At 34.3% G+C, this 21,999-nt stretch carries 20 protein-coding genes and 1 tRNA gene; 16 read left to right on the top strand and 5 right to left on the bottom strand.

Annotated elements, in window-relative coordinates; all coding sequences use genetic code 11:
• Positions 1-401: 401 nt before the first annotated feature.
• The 13 genes from V8G56_RS03330 to V8G56_RS03270 all read left to right on the top strand — a co-directional run bounded on the left by V8G56_RS03330 (position 402) and on the right by V8G56_RS03270 (position 11,969).
• Positions 402-632, top strand: coding sequence for a 4Fe-4S dicluster domain-containing protein (locus V8G56_RS03330; protein WP_395437038.1), 231 nt, complete (start codon positions 402-404; stop codon positions 630-632).
• Positions 633-650: 18 nt separating this feature from the next.
• A complete protein-coding gene (locus V8G56_RS03325; RefSeq protein ID WP_395437037.1) occupies positions 651-1,775 on the top strand; it encodes a 3-methyl-2-oxobutanoate dehydrogenase subunit VorB in 1,125 nt (374 codons plus the stop codon).
• On the top strand, positions 1,729-2,505 hold the full coding sequence (locus tag V8G56_RS03320; RefSeq protein ID WP_395437036.1) for a thiamine pyrophosphate-dependent enzyme: 777 nt from the start codon (positions 1,729-1,731) through the stop codon (positions 2,503-2,505). The genes V8G56_RS03325 and V8G56_RS03320 overlap by 47 nt, the downstream gene beginning before the upstream one ends.
• A 2-nt stretch (positions 2,506-2,507) precedes the next feature.
• The gene (locus tag V8G56_RS03315) at positions 2,508-3,065 is read left to right on the top strand and encodes a 2-oxoacid:acceptor oxidoreductase family protein (RefSeq protein WP_395437035.1); all 558 of its coding nucleotides are present in this window, start codon (positions 2,508-2,510) and stop codon (positions 3,063-3,065) included.
• A gap of 132 nt (positions 3,066-3,197) precedes the next feature.
• A complete protein-coding gene (locus V8G56_RS03310; protein ID WP_395437034.1) occupies positions 3,198-3,575 on the top strand; it encodes a hypothetical protein in 378 nt (125 codons plus the stop codon).
• Between the two features lie 10 nt (positions 3,576-3,585).
• The gene (locus V8G56_RS03305; RefSeq protein ID WP_395437033.1) at positions 3,586-4,041 is read left to right on the top strand and encodes a GNAT family N-acetyltransferase; all 456 of its coding nucleotides are present in this window, start codon (positions 3,586-3,588) and stop codon (positions 4,039-4,041) included.
• A 192-nt stretch (positions 4,042-4,233) separates the two neighbouring features.
• The gene (locus tag V8G56_RS03300) at positions 4,234-5,814 is read left to right on the top strand and encodes a phytoene desaturase family protein (protein WP_395437032.1); all 1,581 of its coding nucleotides are present in this window, start codon (positions 4,234-4,236) and stop codon (positions 5,812-5,814) included.
• A 118-nt stretch (positions 5,815-5,932) separates the two neighbouring features.
• Entirely contained in the window at positions 5,933-7,549 is a 1,617-nt protein-coding gene (locus V8G56_RS03295) for an FAD-binding protein (protein WP_395437031.1), read from the top strand.
• Positions 7,550-7,560: 11 nt separating this feature from the next.
• The gene (locus V8G56_RS03290; RefSeq protein WP_395437030.1) at positions 7,561-9,288 is read left to right on the top strand and encodes a thiamine pyrophosphate-binding protein; all 1,728 of its coding nucleotides are present in this window, start codon (positions 7,561-7,563) and stop codon (positions 9,286-9,288) included.
• Positions 9,289-9,320: 32 nt separating this feature from the next.
• Positions 9,321-10,127, top strand: coding sequence for an SDR family oxidoreductase (locus V8G56_RS03285; RefSeq protein ID WP_395437029.1), 807 nt, complete (start codon positions 9,321-9,323; stop codon positions 10,125-10,127).
• A gap of 173 nt (positions 10,128-10,300) precedes the next feature.
• Positions 10,301-11,068 carry an NAD(P)-binding domain-containing protein gene (locus tag V8G56_RS03280; RefSeq protein ID WP_395437028.1) on the top strand — a complete coding sequence of 256 codons (768 nt, stop codon included), beginning with the start codon at positions 10,301-10,303 and terminating at the stop codon, positions 11,066-11,068.
• Between the two features lie 284 nt (positions 11,069-11,352).
• Entirely contained in the window at positions 11,353-11,664 is a 312-nt protein-coding gene (locus V8G56_RS03275; protein WP_395437027.1) for a hypothetical protein, read from the top strand.
• The gene (locus V8G56_RS03270; RefSeq protein ID WP_395437600.1) at positions 11,598-11,969 is read left to right on the top strand and encodes a COG4705 family protein; all 372 of its coding nucleotides are present in this window, start codon (positions 11,598-11,600) and stop codon (positions 11,967-11,969) included. The genes V8G56_RS03275 and V8G56_RS03270 overlap by 67 nt, the downstream gene beginning before the upstream one ends.
• A 630-nt stretch (positions 11,970-12,599) precedes the next feature.
• Here V8G56_RS03270 and V8G56_RS03265 read toward each other — a convergent pair.
• The 5 genes from V8G56_RS03265 to dnaE all read right to left on the bottom strand — a co-directional run bounded on the left by V8G56_RS03265 (position 12,600) and on the right by dnaE (position 19,240).
• A tRNA-Asp gene (locus V8G56_RS03265) sits at positions 12,600-12,673 on the bottom strand.
• Between the two features lie 80 nt (positions 12,674-12,753).
• The gene (locus tag V8G56_RS03260; protein ID WP_395437026.1) at positions 12,754-13,683 is read right to left on the bottom strand and encodes a DUF58 domain-containing protein; all 930 of its coding nucleotides are present in this window, start codon (positions 13,681-13,683) and stop codon (positions 12,754-12,756) included.
• Between the two features lie 15 nt (positions 13,684-13,698).
• The gene (locus V8G56_RS03255) at positions 13,699-14,244 is read right to left on the bottom strand and encodes a ClpP family protease (protein WP_395437025.1); all 546 of its coding nucleotides are present in this window, start codon (positions 14,242-14,244) and stop codon (positions 13,699-13,701) included.
• A gap of 152 nt (positions 14,245-14,396) precedes the next feature.
• Positions 14,397-14,714, bottom strand: coding sequence for a thioredoxin (gene trxA, locus V8G56_RS03250; RefSeq protein ID WP_395437024.1), 318 nt, complete (start codon positions 14,712-14,714; stop codon positions 14,397-14,399).
• A gap of 173 nt (positions 14,715-14,887) precedes the next feature.
• Positions 14,888-19,240: a DNA polymerase III subunit alpha gene (gene dnaE, locus V8G56_RS03245; RefSeq protein ID WP_395437023.1), complete on the bottom strand. Its 4,353-nt coding sequence runs from the start codon at positions 19,238-19,240 to the stop codon at positions 14,888-14,890.
• A 218-nt stretch (positions 19,241-19,458) separates the two neighbouring features.
• On the opposite strand from dnaE, the gene V8G56_RS03240 reads away from it, so the two are divergent.
• The 3 genes from V8G56_RS03240 (at position 19,459) to V8G56_RS03230 (ending at position 21,985) form a co-directional block, all read left to right on the top strand.
• Positions 19,459-20,607: a hypothetical protein gene (locus V8G56_RS03240; RefSeq protein WP_395437022.1), complete on the top strand. Its 1,149-nt coding sequence runs from the start codon at positions 19,459-19,461 to the stop codon at positions 20,605-20,607.
• Between the two features lie 134 nt (positions 20,608-20,741).
• Positions 20,742-21,107 carry a hypothetical protein gene (locus V8G56_RS03235; RefSeq protein ID WP_395437021.1) on the top strand — a complete coding sequence of 122 codons (366 nt, stop codon included), beginning with the start codon at positions 20,742-20,744 and terminating at the stop codon, positions 21,105-21,107.
• Between the two features lie 17 nt (positions 21,108-21,124).
• Positions 21,125-21,985, top strand: a complete 861-nt coding sequence (locus V8G56_RS03230) for a DUF5777 family beta-barrel protein (protein ID WP_395437020.1) — start codon at positions 21,125-21,127, stop codon at positions 21,983-21,985.
• Positions 21,986-21,999 lie beyond the last annotated feature (14 nt).

Here is a 21,999-nt window from a genome sequence, read left to right as displayed (position 1 = left end):
TAAGTAACAAACCAGAAATACTAAATCAAAAGAATCGTAATTTATAATCCCTTTGAAGCGCTATTAAAAAAATCAGAGATAGGCAAATGTATATTTTTAATTTGAGATAAAAAAATATTTATTAAAATATTGTTTTTCAACAATTTAGCAACAAATAACATATATAAAAAATGAAAAATTCGGTTTATTTTATCATAGAAGTTAATAAAAAATCTCCAATTTAAAATTACCAACATCATCCAAGAAGCAGGTTTTTTTATAGATTTAAAAACAAGTAGAAAAATTTATCTCAACAACGAATATTACCAAACTTGATATTTGTCATATTTTATTTAATTAAATAACAATAAATTTATGAATTTTCTAATAAGAAGTTAATATCAACCCTTAATATTATCAATATGGCAAAAGTTCAAGGCGCTATAGCAGTCAATACAGAAGTCTGTAAAGGATGTGAGGTTTGCATACCTGTTTGTGCTGAAGATGTAATCGGGATGTCTGATAATGTCAATCGCAAAGGTTATCATTATGCCTATATGAAAAATCCCGAAGCTTGCACAGGCTGCACAAATTGTGGCATTGTTTGCCCAGACAGAGCAATATCAGTGTATAGAATTAAAGTATCTGCTTAATTTTTTAAAAACTAAAAAATGTCAGAATTAAAGTTAATGAAAGGTAATGAAGCATTGGCTGAAGCGGCTATTAGAGCTGGAGCTGATGCTTATTTTGGTTATCCAATAACACCTCAATCTGAAGTCATTGAATATCTAATGACTGAACAACCTGAAAAAAGAACAGGTATGGTTGTTTTACAGGCGGAGAGTGAAATTGCAGCTATCAATATGGTCTATGGTGCGGCAAGTACCGGCAAAAAAGTATTAACCTCATCTTCAAGCCCAGGGATTTCTTTAAAATTAGAAGGGATTTCTTATATAGCCGGAGCTGAATTACCCGCGGTCATAGTTAATGTGGTTCGTGGCGGACCAGGACTTGGAACTATTCAACCTTCTCAAGCAGATTATTTTCAATCAGTAAAAGGTGGCGGTCATGGTGATTATAAATTATATGTATTAGCACCTGCATCAGTCCAAGAAATGTCAGATTTTGTTGAGGACGCTTTTAATATTGCCTTTAAATACAGGGCCCCGGTATTAATTCTTTCTGATGGATTGATTGGTCAAATGATGGAAAAAGTGAATTTAAAAGAACAAATTCCGCGTTTAACCAATGATGAAATCATTGAAAAATATGGAAGTTGGGCTGTTACTGGTAAAAAAAACAGAGAGCGAAATATTATTACTTCATTGGATTTACAATCTGAAAAAATGGAGGCCAGAGTTCATAGATTAATGAAAAAATATGAACAAATGGAAAAGGAAGATTTAAGATATGAAAAAATCCTATGTGATGATGCTGAATATTTAATTGTGGCATACGGATCAAGTGCGCGAATTAGCCAAAAAGCCATAGAATTAGCAAGGAAAAAAGGCATAAAAGCGGGCCTTTTAAGACCCATAACATTATTTCCATATCCAAAACAGGTATTGTTTGAATTAGCCGATCAGGTTAAAGGTATTTTAAGTGTTGAATTAAATGCCGGTCAAATGGTTGAAGATGTTAGACTTTCGGTAGAACACAAAGTGCCTGTAGAACATTTTGGCAGAACTGGTGGTATTATTCATACACCTGAAGAAGTATTGGAAGCCTTAGAACAAAAAATTATTAAAAATGGAAATCTTAGATATCATAAAACCAGAGAATCAAGTATTCTGTAAGACCAAATTAATGACGGACACTGCGTTGTCGTATTGTCCTGGTTGTGGCCATGGAACCGCACATAATCTTACCATGGAAGTTATTGATGAAATGGGTATTGTAGAAGACACTATAGGGGTTGCTCCAGTAGGCTGCTCTGTTTTAGCATATGACTTTATGAATATTGACATGACTCAGGCTGCACATGGGAGAGCACCAGCTGTAGCAACAGCCATTGCCAGAACTTGGCCAGAAAAATATGTTTTTACCTATCAGGGCGACGGCGATTTAGCAGCGATTGGAACAGCAGAAACCATTCATGCCTGTAACAGAGGTGAAAATATCGTAATTATATTTGTTAATAATGGTATTTATGGAATGACGGGTGGTCAAATGGCTCCCACCACGTTAGAAGGCATGATCTCATCAACTTCCCCTTATGGCAGAGAAATAAAATCTATGGGGTCTCCATTAAAAATGACAGAACTGGTTGCCAATTTACCAGGAGTTTATTACGTGACAAGGCAATCTGTACATACACATAAACACGCCAGAAAAGCTAAAAAGGCCATTCAAAAAGCGTTTGAAAATACCCGATTAAAAAAAGGATTGTCTTTTATTGAAATCGTATCCAACTGCAATTCTGGTTGGAAAATGACACCAAATGAATCTAACATTTGGATGGAAGAAAATATGTTTAAATATTTTCCGTTAGGGGATATAAAAGTTGATGGAATATTAAAACAATAGTTATGACAGAAGAAATTATTATCGCAGGTTTTGGAGGTCAAGGTGTACTTTCAATGGGGAAAATATTAGCTTATTCTGGCATTATGGAAGATCAGGAAGTAAGCTGGATGCCATCATATGGGCCAGAAATGAGAGGCGGAACAGCTAATGTGACCGTCATTTTAAGTGATGAAAGAATCAGTTCACCTTATTTAAAACTTTTTGACACGGCTATTATTTTAAATCAACAATCAATGGATAAGTTTGAGAACAGCGTAAAACCTGGCGGCTTATTAATTTATGATCCTAATGGTATTTCTCATCATCCTACTAGAAATGATATACAGATTTTTCAAATTGAAGGGACAAAAATAGCCGCTGAAATGGAAAATAAAAAAATATTCAATATGGTTATTCTTGGAGGGTTTTTAAAGAAAAAGCCTATTGTAAAAATAGAAAATGTTATAGCGGGTTTGAAAAAATCACTTTCAGAACGTTACCATCACCTCATTCCTTTAAACGAGAAAGCGATTCATGTAGGCATGGAAAATATTCATCCATATCAAACGCTAGTCATCTGATCAAGTAGTTGCAATACAATTAATAAATTTAGCTACAAATATATCGGGGATAAATACACGGTATTTATTATTATTTTGATTTATGGTAGGTGCGAAGAAAAAACCATAACCTTTAAAACAAAGAACTGAATCATGGAATTTTTTAGAAAAATAAACCTAAAAACGACTGAACAACAGATACAAAAATCTCTAACATTAAGTAATCTTTCAGAAATTAGTAACGAGATTTTCAATTTAAATGAACCCAATGATACAGAAGCAAATATTGGCGGAATATGGGGTGAGTTTACATTAATTCGAAGTGAAATAAGAGGGGGTATCCGCTTTGCTTTGTTAGAATGCCCTAATGCATTATGCTGGACTATCACTGCGGGATTTCCTCCAGATGCTGAATCAGCCATCATTCATTTAACCATAAATCAACAAAAAAGGAATCAAGATTTTGTTGAAGAAATTGAAGAATTTTTAGAGGACATGAGTCAATGCTTAATACGTTTTTTAAAAGTTTAACAAGCTATAAATGATAGTAAAACTTCAAAACGCCGATTTAGCGATTGCTACCAAAATACGTTCCGTTTTTCAAGTGTCTTATGCTATTGAAGCTGAAATTTTAAAGGCTGTTGATTTTCCGCCTTTAAAAAGAAATCTCGAAAGTTTTTTAAGTAGCTCCAACGCTTTTTATGGATATCTAACGAATGAAGAACTTGTCGCAGTTGCAGAAATAGATAATACTAATAAGGCTATACATATTCAAAGTTTAGTAGTAGACCCCGCCTTTTTTAGACAAGGCATAGCCAGTAAATTAGTTGAATTTATATTAAATTCTTATGATTCCAAATTGTTTACCGTTGAAACCGGTTTAGAAAATAAGCCCGCTATTACTTTATATAAAAAGTTTAATTTCAAGGAAATTAAACAATGGGATACAGACCATGGTGTTAGAAAAATACGCTTTGAAAGAAAAATACTTAAGTAATCACACTCATAAAATTCTTTATCATTTGTTTTTATTTCAGGTAATCAATGCATAAAATATCGTACTTTTAATATCGCCGTTTGTACAGCTCAACCAAATAAATTAAACATAATATCATCAATAAATTAACGATTATTTTAGTTGATAATAAGTATTTTGATTGCTCTTTTAACGCCCTAAAACAATTAACTGATGATACAATCTTATAAGCAAAACCCGCAATTACAAGCAACTTATGATACTATTATTATAGGTTCAGGAATGGGTGGCCTATCTACAGCAGCTATTTTATCTAAAGAAGGCCAAAAGGTTTTAGTGTTAGAAAGACACTACACTGCTGGTGGTTTTACCCATATCTTTAAAAGAAAAGGTTATGAATGGGATGTGGGCATTCATTATATAGGTGAAGTACAACGAGAAAACAGCCTATTAAAAAAACTGTTTGATTATGTTACGGACCATCAATTAAAATGGGCTGACATGGGTGAGGTTTATGACCGCATTATTATTGGGGATCAGCGTTTTGATTTAGTAAAAGGGGTTAAAAACTTTAAGAAGCAAATGACCGCTTATTTCCCTGAGGAAGAGCAGGCTATCAATACCTATGTTGATTTAGTTTTTAAAGCAGTAAAAACAAGTAAGAACTATTATATCAGTAAGGCCATTTCACCCTTCTTAAATACATTAATAGGAAGATTCCTGAAAAACCCTTTTTACAAATTCTCAGATAAAACCACAGATGAAGTGCTCCGCTCATTAACACAAAATGAAACTTTAATAAAAGTACTGACCGGCCAATATGGCGATTACGGTTTACCCCCAAAACAAAGTAGCTTTTCCATGCATGCCTCAGTGGCAAGACATTATTTTGACGGCGGCAGTTTCCCAATCGGAGGTTCTTCACAAATAGTAAAAACCATAGATCCGGTAATAGAAGCCGCTGGCGGTACTATTTTGGTAAGCGCAGAAGTTGAGCAAGTTATTATTGAAAACAATACGGCTGTAGGAGTCAGGATGAAAGACGGTAAAATAATACGGGCTAAAAACATAGTAAGTAATGCCGGCATTATGACCACCTACAATAAACTGTTGCCATCTGAAACCGTTAAAAAACACCATTTGAAAGCACAGTTACAAAAAGTAAAACCATCAGTAGCTCATGCCAGCTTATATATTGGTTTAGAAGGCTCTCCTAAAGAACTGCAACTACCAAAAACAAATTATTGGATCTATCCCGAAAAAGGAGATCATGACACTTGTGTTGAAAACTATTTAAATGATTTGTCACAGCCTTTTCCTGTGGTTTACCTTTCCTTTCCATCAGCCAAAGACCCAGACTGGCCTAATCGTTACCCAGGTAAAAGTTCCATTGATATCATCACCTTATTACCCTATGAACCATTTAAAAAATGGTCTGACACTTCCTGGAAGAAAAGAGGCGAAAAGTATGAGGCTATGAAAAAGGAAATTACTGACCGCTTGTTTAGGGAGCTATACAAACAATTACCCCATCTTGAAGGCAAGGTTAATTGCCATGAATTGTCAACACCGCTTACTACACAACATTTTGTTAATTATGAAAAAGGAGAAGTATATGGGTTAAACCATGGACCTTCAAGGTTTAGACAAGCTTTTTTAAAACCAAGAACACCCATCAAAAACTTTTATTTAACGGGTCAGGATATTGTAACGGCAGGTGTAGGTGGAGCATTATTCTCAGGTGTTTTAACGGCTATGGCCATTAGCGGTAAAAATATTTTAAAAAAGGTTTAGATTTTATGACTGTTTTTATTTAAATAAAACATGTATCCTATTGAAATTAAAATCTGGTAAAAGGACAATGAATAAGAAGAATAAAAATTTTATTTCCTGCAAAAATTCAATGTGATTTATGGAGGTTTTTGAATACAAAAATATAATTATAGGAGGTGGATTAGCTGGAATATCGTGCGCCATTGAGCTTCTTGATAATAATAAGCAGGTTCTCATTATTGAAAGAGACATTGAAAATAATTTCGGAGGATTAGCAAAAAAATCTTTTGGTGGAATTTTGTTTTCCGGAACACCACAACAAAAAAGAGCAGGCATTAATGATTCAGCTGTATTACTCTATGACGACTGGATGCGTTTTGGCGCATTTACCGAGAATGATGGCTTAGGAGCAAAATGGGCAAAATTTTATTCAGAACATTCTATTTCTTTAATTTATGATTGGCTCATTAACAAAAAAGTTGAATTTCTTCCGGTTGTTAATTGGCCTGAAAGAGGCATGCATATAAAAGGTAATTCAGTTCCCAGATGGCATATAACCTGGGGTACTGGATATGATTTATCTAATAAAGTAGTCAACTATTTATTAAATCATCCAAATAAAGAAAAGTTAGAAATAAAATTTCAACACAAAGTAGAATCTGTTATTATAGAAAACAAAAAGGCTGTTGGAGTTGAAGTTTTTGATGAAGTTTCTAAAAAAAATCTACTTATAAATTCAGAAAATATAATCATTGCCTCGGGAGGTATTACAGGAGGTAATTTGGAGCTGGTGAAGAAACATTGGCCTAATCACAGTACGCCACCAGAGACCTTATTAAACGGGTCGCATAAATATGCAGATGGGACATTGCATTTAGATCTGGATAAAAAAGGAATACCTTCTACCCACTTAAATAAGCAATGGCACTATGCCGCAGGAATTCCTGCTCCAAACCCTGAAAAAGGTAAAATCAGCGATGGTCTGAGTTTAGTTCCACCTAGATCTGCAATATGGGTTGACGCTACAGGAAAGCGGTTTGATCCTCCCTTAATTGCTTATACTGACACGTCGTTTTTTGTTGAAAACATTCTAAAAACAAAACATCAGTACTCATGGAGTATCATGAACTGGAAAATCGCCATTAAAGAATTAGCTGTTTCCGGATCAGAGTATATGAGCGCCTTCAGGAATAAGGATAAATTCAAAATGATAAAAGAGGTATTGCTTGGCAATAAAACATTAATAAACAGATTAATTGATGAATCAGATCACTTTGTTGTTGCTGATAATATTGAAGAACTCGTAAAAAAAATGAATCAACAATGTCATAATGATTTAGTAGATCTGGAGATTCTGAAAAAGAATTTACAAAATTATGATACTGAAATTGATAGAGGAAAATCGTATTTTAATGATGAACAACTGAGACGATTAATTCATTTCAGACTGTATAGAGGAGATAAAATAAGAACCTCAAAATTTCAAAAAATATTAGACCCAAAAGCAGGTCCGTTAATTGCAGTAAAACAATATATTTTGAGCAGAAAAAGTTTGGGAGGCATCCCTACAAATCTGAATTCACAGGTTATAAATAAAGATGGTGAAGTTATCACCGGTCTATATGCTGTGGGAGAGTCTGCCGGTTTTGGAGGCGGAGGCATTCACGGCTCCAGATCCTTAGAGGGTACCTTTTTAGGGTCTTGTATCTTAACAGGAAGAATGGCAGCAGCAAACATATCAGCAATAAAACTTTAGAATTAAAATTTATGAAAAAAACAGGCGCATGGTTAGTAGTTAACGCATTGGAGCAATTACCTATATCACATACATTTGGTGTTCCGGGAGTCCATAATACGGAGATTTATGACGAATTAAATAAATCGACAAAAATCACACCCATATTAGTGACTCATGAAGGCGGTGGTGCGTTTATGGCAGATGCGGTAAGTCGTACTTCAGGTAATATTGGTACCTTGGTTATTGTACCAGCAGCGGGAATTACACATGCTTTAAGTGGCATAGGAGAAGCCTTTTTAGATGGCATACCCATGCTTATTATCTCAGGCGGCATTAGAACAGATATCCATAAAAGTTATCAGCTTCATGAATGGGATATGCATACTGTATTAAGTGGGATTACTAAGAAGACTTTCAAAATAAAAAGCCATCAAGAGATCATGCCCAGTATTTTTGATGCTTATAATATTGCGGTATCCGGAAATCCAGGCCCGGTTTTTATAGAGATACCTGCAAATATTCAATTATTTAAAGGCGAAGTTTTAGAAATAGTATCTTTTAAAAAGTCTGAAATTAAACCAGAAATCCTGGATACTCAAATAGATCAAGCTATTCAAATTATTTCTGAATCAAAAAAAGTGGGTTTGTTTTTAGGATGGGGTGCTAAAGAGGCTACAGATATAAGTGTACAAATTGCAGAAAGGTTAAATGCACCGGTATCAACCACATTGCAAGGATTTAGTGTGTTTCCAGGCAATCACGGATTGTTTACAGGGATGGGATTTAGTGCCGCAGCAGTCCCTGCTGCAGAAAACGCTTTTAAAGATGTTGATTGTTTAATTGCAGTAGGCACAAGATTTGCAGAAATACCAACCGGAAGTTATGGAGCCAAAGTTCCTGAAAACCTTATTCATATAGATATTGATAAAAATGTTTTCGATAAAAATTATCAAAGCAAACTGGCTATAGAAGGGGATGCAAAACAGGTTTTAGAAGGTTTGCTACTGGCCCTTACAAAAAGAAATATAGAAAAAACCACCCCTCATTTATTAAATACTATTGAGAAAGATAAACAGGCGTATTATAAGGAGTGGTCAGATCATAAATTCGATAAAGTAAATCCTTATAATTTCTTTAAAAGTTTAAGACACCATCTTGATAATGATGCTATTACGGTTGTGGATGATGGTAATCACACGTTCCTAACCGTAGAATTATTTCAGAATCTGAGAAGCAAACATTTTATTAGTCCCACAGATTTCAATTGCATGGGGTACTGTGTACCAGCAGCTATAGGGGCTAAATTAGCTAATCCAGACAAGCAGGTGATAGGAATTGTTGGTGATGGTGCTTTTTTAATGACAGGTCTGGAGTTGTTAACCGCAAAAAGAAATCATTTAGGCATTGTGATTTTTGTCTTCCACGATGGTGAACTTTCTCAGATATCTCAAGGACAAGAAATTCCCTATAACAGAAAAACATCTACAGAGTTAGGTGATTTTAAATTAGAAGGGATTGCAAACGCCGTTGGTGCTGAATACTTAGTGATAGAAAATGACTCTCAGATCAATGAAACGATTAGCACCGCGCTTAAAGAGGCAAAAAATGATAAAATTGTATTGGTTGATGTAAACATTGATTATCAAAAACGAACAAGATTTACAAAAGGAGTGGTAAAAACGGTCTTAGAAAATTTTCCTTTTAACGATAAAGTACGATTTATTGGCAGAGCTATAAAAAGAAAGATTTTTGGATAAATAATAGTCATTATGAAAAATTCAATTTAGAAATGAAACACTTGGAGCAAAAATTAGTATTGATAACGGGCGGAGCCTCTGGCATTGGGAAAATTATGGTCCGTTTAATGTTGGAACGGAATGCCAAGGTTATTATTTGGGATATAGACCAGTCAAAAATTGATGACACCCTCTTAGAATTTAAGAGTAAAGGAGCTGTTTTTGGATTTAAGGTAGATGTTTCAGACACCAAACAAATTCAAGAAAATGCCAAAAAGATAAAGGGTGAATTTGGAGCTATTGATGTACTTATCAATAATGCCGGAATCATTGTTGGCAAATATTTTCACGAACATTCTGCCGCAGACGTTGTAAAAACTATGGAGATCAATGCCAATGCCCCCATTTTAATTACCAAGGAATTTCTGGGAGATATGTTAAAAAGAAATTCTGGTCATATCTGTAACATAGCTTCTTCAGGAGGTCTTATTTCAAACCCAAAAATGTCAGTTTATGTAGGTAGTAAATGGTCAGTTATAGGCTGGTCTGATAGTTTGCGTATAGAAATGAAACAAATGAATAAAAATATTGGCATTACCACGGTAATGCCCTATTACATTAACACAGGCATGTTTGATGGTGTGCGTTCAAAAATACCCATTCTCAATCCCGAGTCAGTCGCGCTAAAAATTATTAAAGCCATTGAAAAAAACAAAAAAATGCTCACTATACCTGGATATATCTATAGACTAACCAGACTTGGACAAGCCATTATGCCTATTAATCTATTTGATTGGTTTACAGGAAGTGTCATGGGAATATATAAAACAATGGAACATTTCACAGGTCGGAAAAAGTAGGATTTAATATATCTTATTTATTTTTATAGAATAGAGGTTCTGTTGAATTTTAAACCAGGAAAAAATAATAAAAAGAGGAACAAAAAATGTTGTTATCCAGTAAATTACAGAGGATAAAATGTATATTTATTATATATATAAAATGAAGGCATTAGAACCAATTAGAACTCATATTGACTCAAAGAATTAGTATTTTAGGATGTGGTTGGCTTGGATTAACTTTAGCGGTTAAACTAATAGGCAAAGGATATAGAGTTTATGGGTCAAACACATCTAATGTCAAAGTAAAGGAGCTTGAAGCTAAAGGTATCATCCCATTTGTTATTGACATAAACGACAATCATATTAATATTTCCGATTTTTTATTCTCTGACATTTTAATTATAGCTATTCCATCAAAAAATATCAGTGCTTTTAAAAACCTAATAAAAAAAGTTGAAAAATCTGAAGTGTGTAAGGTATTATTTGTTAGCTCAACTTCCGTTTATCCTAATACAAACGGAATAGTTACTGAAGAAACCGTTACAAATAATTCTCCTCTTGCTCATATTGAAAACTTATTTAGAACAAATGCTTTTTTTGAATCCACCATAATAAGGTTTGGAGGTCTATTTGGTTATGATAGAAAACCTGGAAATTTCATTAAATCTGGTAAAAAAATAGACAATCCTGAAGGCTTTATAAACTTTATACACAGAGATGATTGCATTGGAATTATTGAACAAATTATTACAGGAAATGCCTGGAACAACGTTTTAAATGCCTGCGCCGATAGCCATCCCACAAGACGAGAATTTTACTTGAAAGAATCTGAAAAATTAGGGAATTCCATGGTTGTCTTTAATGAAAAGTCAGAAAACAACTATAAGATAGTAACTAGCCAAAAAATGAAAAGCTTACTGAATTATGAGTTTAAATATCCTAACCTTATGAATTATTAAAAAATATAGATGACATGAAACACCTTATATAATTAATTACTTGCGCAAGCTTACCTGCGAAATTCCTAAGGACTTTCTACTAATTCACTCGATTTTTATTAAGTCAGTTACTCCCGATACAACTTTCCTTTCAATTAGACCTTGTAGTACAGATCAAAATGACTTTGGAAAAATTGAACAAAGTATCCGAAATAACATTAATCTTCTGGTTAATGAAAATTGTAGCCACAACTCTAGGCGAGACATTGGGAGATTATTTGTAAATGACTTTAAATCTTGGTTATTTGACAGGAATTCTAATCACAGTTATTTTCTTTTTAGTGGTGCTTTCCATCCAGTTATTTACAAAAAAATATATTCCTGTTTTTTACTGGTTGGTAGTTATAGCAACAACAACCTTAGGCACTGAAATATCTGATTTTCTCGATAGAAGTTTACACTTAGGATATACCTTGGGTAGTTTAGTTTTATTCTCCGGACTCATTCTAGCCTTAATTCTATGGAACAAAAAATTTAAGTCTTTAAGTGTATACCCTATTTTTATAAGGAAAAAGAAATTTATTACTGGATTGCCATCCTGTTTTCTAACAGTTTAGGAACTGCCTTTGGAGATTATTCAAGTGAAGTGGTTGGATTAAGTTATCTTAATGGCGCCATGGTTACAGCTGGAATAATTTTGATGGTAGTCTTACTACATTATCAGACAAAAATAAATCACGTCATACTTTTTTGGATTGCTTTTATTTTCACCAGACCATTTGGTGCAACATTTGCAGATTTCTTGACAAAACCACTTATTAAAGGAGGTTTAGACCTAGGAACATTGAATTCTTCTATTGTTTCAATAATACTAATGACACTACTAATAATCATATGGCATAGAAAATTAAAACCTACATAAAACAAAAAAGTATCCCAATTTTCGGTAAAGAAAAAAGGATAGCTTTCAATTAGTAAAATATCTTTATTTTTGTAGCTAAAAATAAAGTTTGATGAAATCAAAAGGACTATTATTTATTGGAATTATTTTATTAGTATTTGGTATAGTACTAAAAAAGTCAACCCAAATGGATACCCTTGGCCTAGCTTCAATTATAACTGGTGTAACATTGAAGTCAATCTACATATTGTCTAAAGTTAGAAGTGGTGAATATAAACCCGGGAAAGAAGTTCTTTTTTTAATCGTTGGGTTAATTTTGTTTTTTACGGGCTTATACCTTCGAAATATTAATCAAACACATATCAAACCGATCTATTTGATAATTTGTGGAATTACTTTTAAACTTATTTTTATTATTAGATTTATTCAAATAGTTAAATCTGCAAAAAAATTGAATTGATCCTTCAGACCTTTATAAACAAAAACACCCCAAAAACAAAAAAGCATCCCAATTTTCGGTAAAGAAAAAAGGAAAGCTTTCCATCGGTTTAACTACTTAAACCCCTGATATACTACTACATATATCAGACAACACAACGTCTTAAGTTTAAAAAAAAAGCCCTAATTTCTTAGAGCATTTTTGCAACTTTGCGGTCTGGACGGGACTCGAACCCGCGACCTCCGCCGTGACAGGGCGGCATTCTAACCAACTGAACTACCAGACCGTTGCTTTATTGCGGTTGCAAATATACACGGCTTTTTTTATATCTCAAATGTTTTTCACTGTTTTTTAAATAAAATTTAATTACAAAAACTTTTGACGTTCTATCATGTAGGTTGTGAGGATGTTATTAAAATCCTTATTAATATCAGCCTCTTCATATTTTATTTTGTACTGGGCACATTTTAATTTTAAAGATTCAAAATAATGACTTACCGCTGCATGATAATTTTCTTTAACCGTATCAGCATATAAATTAATGTGCTCTCCAGTCTCTACATCAACAAATCGCCTTGGCTTGTTATCAAAATCAAAGACCAGCTCCTTTTCTTTATCAATAACATGAAATAAGACCACTTCATGCTTATTATACTTTAAATGCCTTAATGCCTCGAATAATTTGGCCTCTTTAACAGATGATTGAAACATATCTGTAAATAAAAATATTAAGGAGCGTCTATGGATCTTCTCTGCTATTTCATGGAGATATTTATAAGTTTCTGTAGTTTGATTTAACGCTTTTGGAATGACCACTTTATTAAGTTCATTTAATAGCATCTGGTGATGACGTTCACTTCCTTTTTCGGGAGCGTAATAGTCATAGGTATCACTATATATACTCAACCCAATGGCATCTCTTTGTTTTTTTAAAATATGCATCAATGAGGCTGAAGCAAGCGCAGAAAAAGCAATTTTATTAAGATGATCAATGCTAAAAGTATCCATTTTTGGATAATGCATAGAACTGCTATTATCAATAATTATGTGGCATCTTAAATTGGTTTCATCATCATAACGCTTGGTGTACAACTTATCTGTTTTAGCAAATAACTTCCAGTCAATATGCCGCGTACTCTCACCTTGATTATAAATTTTGTGTTCTGAAAATTCAGCCGAAAAACCATGAAATGGACTTTTATGCATGCCTGCAATAAAGCCTTCAACCACTTGCTTGGCAAGCAGTTCAAGATTTTTAAACCCACTGGCTTTATCTAATTCCTTCTGAACATCCATTCAATTACTTCAAACTTATTCAATAATTTTATCAACAATACCATAGGCTACAGATTCTTCTGCTCCCATCCAATGATCACGGTTAAAGTCTTTCATTACTTTTTCTATGGTTTGCCCACAATTTTCAGCCAAAAGCTTTGCGCTCAATTCTTTTGTTTTTATAATTTCTTTAGCAGTAATCTCAATATCACTTGCTGGACCCTGAGCACCACCACTAGGCTGATGAATCATGACTCTGGCATGGGGCTGAATAAAACGTTTGCCTTTTTTTCCTGCAGATAATATTATGGAACCCATAGAGGCAGCATAGCCTGTACAGATTGTTGACACATCACTTTTTAATGACTTCATACAATCATAAATAGAAAAACCGGAAGTTACATAACCACCCGGACTATTAATAAATAAATGAATATCTTTTGTTTCCAATGCATCTAAATACATCAATCGATCTATAACGTGTTTTGCAGATTTATCATCAACCTGACCCCAAAGAAACACTTTTCTTTCTTCGATTAATTTTCTGTCTATAGCATCTTGAATTTTTGATTTCTCACTCATGATTTTACCTTTTCGGTCGTTAAAGTTTTATTGTTTTTTTAAAATTCTTAAATAAAGATAATTTTAAAAATTTATTAATTTTCGTATCGTCTAAAATAAAAAAAAGGTTTGCCATAACAGCAAACCTTTATCATATTCTTTTTCAATTTATTTTATAAAAGAGAGTCTATCGCTTCTGTATACGCATTTTTAGGGGCTACACCAACTTGACGCCCTACTACTTCTCCATTTTGGAAAACTAATACCGTTGGTATGTTTCGCACACCATATTTAGCAGCATACTCTTGATTTGCATCAACATCTACTTTACCAACCACTGCTTTACCTTCGTATTCTTTACTTATTTCTTCAATAATTGGTCCAACCATTCTACAAGGTCCGCACCATGCTGCCCAAAAGTCAACCAAAACAGGTTTGTCACTTTTTAAAACAGTTTCTTCAAATGATGCATCTGTTATTTCTAATGCCATAATATTTAATTTAATTGTTTTTTACTTTCATTTAATACAAAATTAGTCAAAAATATCTCTAAAGCTTACAAGCCAGCTATTTGTTTTACTTATAATCTTATTGTTTAGCTCAATAGTTCTTTGTTTTTTATTCTTTTAGATTAAGTGATCGTCTTATTGGACTTATTAAAATATTAATTCAATTTATAGTAAACCTCTTGATTTTCTAATTCCTGCAACAACTCTTGTGATATTTTCACCTTTTTCTTCCTGCTTGGCATATTAAGTTTTATACTTTCTTCATGATCATAAATCACAAAATTCAGGATTTGATTTCCCGGGTGCATTCTAATCAAATCTTTTAAATTGTTGATTTTTTCTGCTTGAATATCTTTAATGTTTAATTGTATGGATAACTTTTTAGCATAGTTCTCCATCACATCATGTAACAATTGAAAGCTATTAAATTGTAAACGAGCGTCTCCCTTTTTTTGAGTTTCCTTATTGATCCATCCTTCCTTTACATATACTTTAACGTAAACAAAACTGTTTTTCAATAAAAAATGTCTGAATTTAAGATATTCTTCACCAAAAATGCGAAACTCAAAACTATCGGTATAATCTTCCACTGAAAAGATGGCCCATCCTTTCCCTTGCTTGGTAACGCGGTGTTGAACCTCAGTCACCACGCCTCCAAAAGCAAGTTCCTTATTAACGCAAGACTCCAAATCTCTAAACAAGGCTAAACTGGCATTACAAAAGGTATTCATTTCAGTTTTAAAATCATCTAAGGGATGCCCCGAAATATAAATCCCAACTACCTCTTTCTCTCTTGCCAGTTTCTCCATAGTTCCCCAGGACTCACATGGCGGCACTAATGGTTCTGCAATTTGAATGTCACTGGCATCACCAAACAGACTTACTTGCGCTGAATTTTCATTTTCCTGATGTTTACTTCCATACCTGATAGCTTTTTCTAAAAAAGTAATGCCATCACCTTCATCTTGAAAATATTGTGCCCGATGCGTTTCAGTAAAACAATCAAAACCACCAGCTAGCGCCAGATTTTCAAATGCTTTTTTATTAGCGGCACGCAAATCGATTCGTTTTGTTAAATCAAAAATGGACTTGTAATGTCCGTTTTCCTTTCTGTTTTCAACAATGGTTTTTACAGCACCATGACCAACGCCCTTTACAGCACCCATTCCAAACCTCACGGCGTTCGCTTTATTTACTGAAAATTTGTAATATGATTCATTAACATCTGGCCCAAGAACATTTAATTTCATGCGTTTACATTCTTCCATAAAGAAAGTAACTTGCTTAATGTCATTCATGTTGTTAGAAAGCACGGCTGCCATATATTCTGCCGGATAATGGGCTTTTAAATAAGCGGTTTGATAGGCTATCCAGGCGTAACAAGTGGAATGCGATTTATTAAAGGCATAACTGGCAAAGGCTTCCCAATCTTTCCATATTTTTTCTAATTTAACCTTATCGTGTCCTTTAGCGCCTGCCTGCTCAATAAATTTTGGTTTCATTTTATCAAGAACGGCAATTTGCTTTTTTCCCATGGCCTTTCTTAAAACATCGGCCTCACCTTTAGTGAAATCGGCCAGTTTTTGAGAAAGCAACATCACTTGCTCCTGATATACCGTAATACCGTAGGTTTCTTTTAAATATTCTTCCATGGCAGGAAGATCATAATCAATAGTCTCTTCACCGTGTTTACGCTTAACAAAACTGGGGATATATTCCATGGGTCCCGGACGATATAGCGCATTCATAGCGATCAAATCATCAAAAACCGTTGGTTTTAAATCTTTTAAATGTTTTTGCATTCCCGGGGATTCGTACTGAAAAACCCCGACCGTTTCTCCCTTTTGAAAAAGCTCATAGGTCTTTTCATCATCTAATGGAAAATTATCCGGATCCAGTAAAATACCGTGTTTCGCTTTTACAATTTTTACGGTATCTTTAATTAAGGTTAATGTTTTTAAGCCCAAGAAATCCATCTTTAACAACCCGGCTTCTTCAACCACCGAGTTATCAAACTGCGTAACATAAAGATCGGAATCTTTCGCCGTCGCCACCGGCACAAAGTCTGTAATATCACTTGGTGTAATGATGACACCGCAGGCGTGAATACCTGTATTTCTTAAAGAACCCTCTAAAGTTCGAGCTAAGTTGACCGTTTCTGACTCTAAATCATCGCCTTCAGATATATTTAAAAGCTGATTGACCTTTTCTAGATCTTCTGCCCTAAACGTACTGTTCAATTCCTTGTCACTGAGCCCAAATATTTTGTGGAGTTTAGACATGGTTGGAATCAGCTTGGCAATTCTGTCTGCATCAAACAAAGGCAAATCTAAAACCCTTGCGGTATCACGAATAGAAGACTTTGCGGCCATGGTACCATAAGTGATAATTTGAGCCACCTGATTGCTACCGTATTTATTGATCACATAATCCATCACACGCCCACGGCCTTCATCATCAAAATCAATATCAATATCGGGCATACTGATACGGTCTGGATTTAAAAAACGCTCAAAAAGCAAATCATACTTTAACGGATCAATATTGGTTATCCAAAGACAGTAAGCCACCACAGAACCTGCTGCAGAACCACGACCCGGCCCAACGGACACATCCATGTTTCTTGCTTCTCTGATAAAATCTTCAACAATTAAGAAATAGCCCGGATACCCCGTATTTTTAATAACTTCCAGTTCAAAATCAATACGCTCCCTAATTTCTGGAGTAAGGTCCTTATATCGCTTTTCTGCACCCAGATAGGTTATGTGACGCAAATAGTCATCTTCATTATCAAAAGTCTCTGGTATTTCAAATTTTGGCAGTAAGACTTCGCGCGATAATTGATAGTCTTCTATTTTGTCTACAACTTCCTGAATGTTTGAAATAGCTTGAGGCAAGTCTTTAAACAAGCTTTTCATAGCATCTGATGACTTGAAATAGTATTCCTTATTGGGCATACCATACCGATAACCTCTTCCTCTACCTATAGGCGTCGCTTGTTTTTCACCATCTTTTACACATAATAAAATATCATGGGCATTGGCATCTATCTGTTCTGCATAATAAGTGTTATTAGAAGCTACAATTTTAATATTATGCTTTTCTGCCAGCTTGACTAAAGTTGGATTGACACGCTTTTCATCTTCCTGGTTATGGCGCATAATTTCAACATACAGATCTTCTTGAAATTGTTCTTTCCACCACAACAAGGCTTCTTCTGCCTGATTTTCTCCAATATTTAATACTTTACTTGGTACTTCACCATATAAATTACCCGTGAGCACAATTAAATCTTCTTTATATTGTTGAATTAATTCTCGGTCAATTCTGGGAACATAATAAAATCCATCTATATAGGCAATTGATGATAGTTTAGCCAGATTATGGTAGCCCTTTTTATTTTTTGCAAGAAGGACAATCTGGTAGCCATTATCCTTTCTGGTTTTATCTAAATGATTCTCACAAACAAAAAACTCACATCCCAAAATGGGTTTGATTTCTTTTGCAGTAGGTAATTCTCCTTTAGCGAGAGCTTCCTCATTTTTTGCCTTCACATTTTTATTGTGCAGCGTCACTTCCTTTACAAAATGAAACGCACCCATCATATTACCGTGATCGGTCAATGCCACAGCAGGCATGTTATACTTGGCAGCTGAAGCCACTAATTTTTTAATACTGATCGTGGACTGTAAAATGGAAAACTGCGAGTGGTTATGTAAATGCACAAAATCAACATCTGCCAGTTCAGCAATATTTTCTATAATCTCTTCGGAAGAAATAGTAGTCGTATCAGCCTTTTTTATTTGCTCACGTATCTTGGCACTTTCATTTTTTAAGTTGATATGCTTTACACCTAAAAGCTGAATTTCTTTTGGGTTGGCAACATTAAATTCTCTGAAATAATCCTGAGAAACATCTAATTGTTCTTTGGTGAATTCCGCCAATCGAATCAATTCAAAAAAGCAGCGCGTAGTCGCTTCCACATCAGCGGTGGCATTATGAGCTTCTATAAAACGCTCATTAAATAAAAACTCATGTAATTCAGAAAGTGTTGGCAGTTTGAACTTTCCATATCTTCCGCCGGGTAATTGGCATAAAGCTGCTGTATGCTCGGTACAGGTATCTAAAACAGGTAGTTCCTGTAAAACATTACTTATGCCTTCTCTAATAAACTCAGCACCCATAATATTCAAGTCAAATTTCACATTTTGACCCACTACAAACTTTGTTTTATTTAAGGCTTCATTAAATTTTTGCAGGGCTTCAACCAAAGAAATCCCTTTTTGATGTGCTAATTCTGTAGAAATACCATGAATTTTTTCAGCATCAAAAGGAATATTAAATCCTTCTGGTTTTATCAAATAATCTTGATGCTCAATACAATTCCCAAAAGCATCATGCAACTGCCAAGCAATTTGTATGCATCTAGGCCAGTTATCAGTATCACTAATAGGCGCATCCCATCGCTTTGGCAACCCAGTGGTTTCAGTATCAAAGATTAAGTACATAAATATTTTTTTGAATATAAATAAGAAGGATAAAAATACTAATAAATACTTTTTTTAAAATGTTAATTTATCAGCACTTATAAACAAAAAACTTAATCATAATAATATTTTCAAGAATTTTTAAAATATTTTGATATATGACAAAAATCATATTTAGTGTAACACTTGTTACATAATTTTACACCAAGATTTTAAATAAAATATCAAATACAGTTATTATGAAAAATTTCAAATTAATACTAAACTTGGTCATGGTTGTATCAAGTTTTATGTTTTTCCAATGTACGAGTGAATATACTCCCATTGCGGGAATAGATGGAAAAGACGGCATTAACGGCGTTGATGGCATCAACGGCTCAGACGCCGATGCCGCCCTTTGTATTCAGTGTCACGCTTCAACACATCGTGACCCAATCATCAATGCTTATGCCACGTCAGGACATGCTACAGGTAGCTCTTGGGGAAGAGGAACCGGTTCAAGTTGCGCACAGTGTCACAACAATGAAGGTTACATAGATTATTTATCTGGTAATTTTTATCAAACAATCACAGACCCTTTAAGTCCTGATTTTGGTGATTTAATTCTAGACGTCAATGGAGACCCTATTCCAATGCCAAACCCTGACGGGTATTTGGTTTCAAACCCAATTAATTGTACTGGTTGTCATGACTCCCACAGATCCTTTGATTTTACAAATGATGGTAATGATTATGCCTTAAGAAACATTGATCCTGTAAAATTAGTTATTGACCCTACAGTAACTGTTGACTTAGCCAACGCTACTGATGCCTTAGGTTTAAGTAATGCTTGTGTGACTTGTCACCAACCTAGACCTAGTTATCCGGTTCCTGCTGGAACGGCTGATGTAACTATTACTAGTTCAAGATTTGGCCCTCACCATGGTCCACAATCAACAATGTTTGAAGGTATTATGGGCGCCAATATAGTTGGTTCTACTGCCTATCCAGGCGCTGGAGCTAATGGAGATAATGGTCATAGAAAAGGCACTTCTTGTACAGCTTGTCATATGGGTGAATCTACAGTAGCTACTGAAGGAGGACACACATGGGTGCCTAGTTTAGACGCTTGTGTAACTTGTCATACTTCTATGACTTCAATTCCTGAAGCAACAAGTTCTTTTGCTACCAATTTCCCAATTTTACATGATTTGTTAGTCGCTAAAGGTTATATTACTTCATCAGGTAGTGTTGTTGCTAGTAGTAGCAATCCACTTGTTGTTCCTGTAAAAGATGCCCAAGCCATTTGGAATTATAAAACATTAGAAGAAGATCAAAGTAATGGTATACATAATCCTAAATATACTGACGCCTTACTTAAAAATTCAATTGAATACTTACAACAATAATAGCTAGATATTTTAAATAGCTCAGGAGTTTAGCTCCTGAGCTATTATAAAATGTACGATGCTAAATTTTAAAATAGCTAACAAAATTTCGTAAAGAAATTTAAGTTAAAAGTTCAAAATTAAAATAAAATGAAATGAAAAAACTATTAAAAATAGTTCTCGTTAGCAGTATAACTTTGTTGTTTTTTTCATGTTATTATGATGAATTCCCTGAAGACATTCCAGTAGATATTCCGGAAGGTACAGTGGTTTCATTTGCAGATGACATTACACCAATATTTGTAAACTACAACTGCACACAATGCCATAATGCCTCTGGACAAAACCCAGATTTAACTGCTGGCGGTGAATACAGCAACCTAGTACCAGCCTATGTTAGCGCTGGAAACAGTGCTGGCAGCAGCCTGTATACAAAGTTAGCTGGAGGTCACAGAAGTGTAGACGCTACTTCACTGGCTTTGATTGAAAAGTGGATAAATGATGGCGCAGAAAATAACTAATAATAAAGACGTTAGAAATGAAAAATTATAAAATATTACTGTTTATATTCTTAATGGCTCCTTTGTTTACTTTTTCACAAGAAAAAGTAAAGGATTCAGTTGTAGAAAAACCAGAACGTCCTGCGTTTGAAAGTTCAAGTCTTATAGACAACCAAACCAATGTGTTATTTAACAAAAACACCTTAGAAGTCATGATGCAACACCGGTTTGGTGCTATTGACGGCGAAAATACTTTACTTGGTATTTACGGTGCTTCCAATATAAGAATAGGAGCTACTTATTCTATTTTAGACTGGCTTACTGTAGGTTATGGCATCACTAAAAAGAATATCACTAGCGACTTTAGCTTAAAAGTTGGATTATTAAACCAAACCCGCTCTGGAAGCATCCCTTTAAGTATCACTTATTATGGAAATGCAGCCATTGATGGCCGCTCAGGAAAGAATGGAGATAATGCTGGATTCTTAACAAAGCAAGACAGATACTCTTATTTCCATCAATTGATTTTTGCTAAACGCTTTAGTCCAGATTTCTCATTCCAAATAGCACCAAGTATGACACACTACAATGCTGCTGATTTTGGAAATGAAAATGACCGTTTTGCCGTTGCTTTTGGCGGACGTTATAAAATAAGTCCTAATACCTCTTTAATTCTTGATTATAGTCAACCTATAACAAAACTTAATGATAATAGTAATAATGATCCTGGAATTAGTTTAGGTGCAGAATTTTCAACTTCTGGACATGCTTTCCAAGTATTTATCGCTAATTACAATGGCATATTACCACAATATAACAACATGAACGATGCCAATGATTTCTTTAGTAAAGGAGGCATTTTAATTGGATTTAACATTACAAGACGATATAGTTTCTAATTTAAATAACAAAA

Source organism: Gaetbulibacter aquiaggeris (assembly GCF_044003965.1).
Lineage (GTDB): Bacteria > Bacteroidota > Bacteroidia > Flavobacteriales > Flavobacteriaceae > Yeosuana > Yeosuana aquiaggeris.
The sequence above is the reverse complement of the archived record's forward strand: the minus strand, read 5'-3'. Positions and strand labels throughout refer to the sequence as shown.

What these genes read in the sequence shown, in the direction of transcription:
- V8G56_RS03330 (WP_395437038.1), top strand. Translation starts at nt 402, where the DNA reads ATGGCAAAAGTTCAAGGCGCTATAGCAGTCAATACAGAAGTCTGTAAA.
- V8G56_RS03325 (WP_395437037.1), top strand. Translation starts at nt 651, where the DNA reads ATGTCAGAATTAAAGTTAATGAAAGGTAATGAAGCATTGGCTGAAGCG.
- V8G56_RS03320 (WP_395437036.1), top strand. Translation starts at nt 1,729, where the DNA reads ATGGAAATCTTAGATATCATAAAACCAGAGAATCAAGTATTCTGTAAG.
- V8G56_RS03315 (WP_395437035.1), top strand. Translation starts at nt 2,508, where the DNA reads ATGACAGAAGAAATTATTATCGCAGGTTTTGGAGGTCAAGGTGTACTT.
- V8G56_RS03310 (WP_395437034.1), top strand. Translation starts at nt 3,198, where the DNA reads ATGGAATTTTTTAGAAAAATAAACCTAAAAACGACTGAACAACAGATA.
- V8G56_RS03305 (WP_395437033.1), top strand. Translation starts at nt 3,586, where the DNA reads ATGATAGTAAAACTTCAAAACGCCGATTTAGCGATTGCTACCAAAATA.
- V8G56_RS03300 (WP_395437032.1), top strand. Translation starts at nt 4,234, where the DNA reads ATGATACAATCTTATAAGCAAAACCCGCAATTACAAGCAACTTATGAT.
- V8G56_RS03295 (WP_395437031.1), top strand. Translation starts at nt 5,933, where the DNA reads ATGGAGGTTTTTGAATACAAAAATATAATTATAGGAGGTGGATTAGCT.
- V8G56_RS03290 (WP_395437030.1), top strand. Translation starts at nt 7,561, where the DNA reads ATGAAAAAAACAGGCGCATGGTTAGTAGTTAACGCATTGGAGCAATTA.
- V8G56_RS03285 (WP_395437029.1), top strand. Translation starts at nt 9,321, where the DNA reads ATGAAACACTTGGAGCAAAAATTAGTATTGATAACGGGCGGAGCCTCT.
- V8G56_RS03260 (WP_395437026.1), bottom strand. Translation starts at nt 13,683, where the DNA reads ATGGATGTTCAGAAGGAATTAGATAAAGCCAGTGGGTTTAAAAATCTT.
- V8G56_RS03255 (WP_395437025.1), bottom strand. Translation starts at nt 14,244, where the DNA reads ATGAGTGAGAAATCAAAAATTCAAGATGCTATAGACAGAAAATTAATC.
- trxA (WP_395437024.1), bottom strand. Translation starts at nt 14,714, where the DNA reads ATGGCATTAGAAATAACAGATGCATCATTTGAAGAAACTGTTTTAAAA.
- dnaE (WP_395437023.1), bottom strand. Translation starts at nt 19,240, where the DNA reads ATGTACTTAATCTTTGATACTGAAACCACTGGGTTGCCAAAGCGATGG.
- V8G56_RS03240 (WP_395437022.1), top strand. Translation starts at nt 19,459, where the DNA reads ATGAAAAATTTCAAATTAATACTAAACTTGGTCATGGTTGTATCAAGT.
- V8G56_RS03235 (WP_395437021.1), top strand. Translation starts at nt 20,742, where the DNA reads ATGAAAAAACTATTAAAAATAGTTCTCGTTAGCAGTATAACTTTGTTG.
- V8G56_RS03230 (WP_395437020.1), top strand. Translation starts at nt 21,125, where the DNA reads ATGAAAAATTATAAAATATTACTGTTTATATTCTTAATGGCTCCTTTG.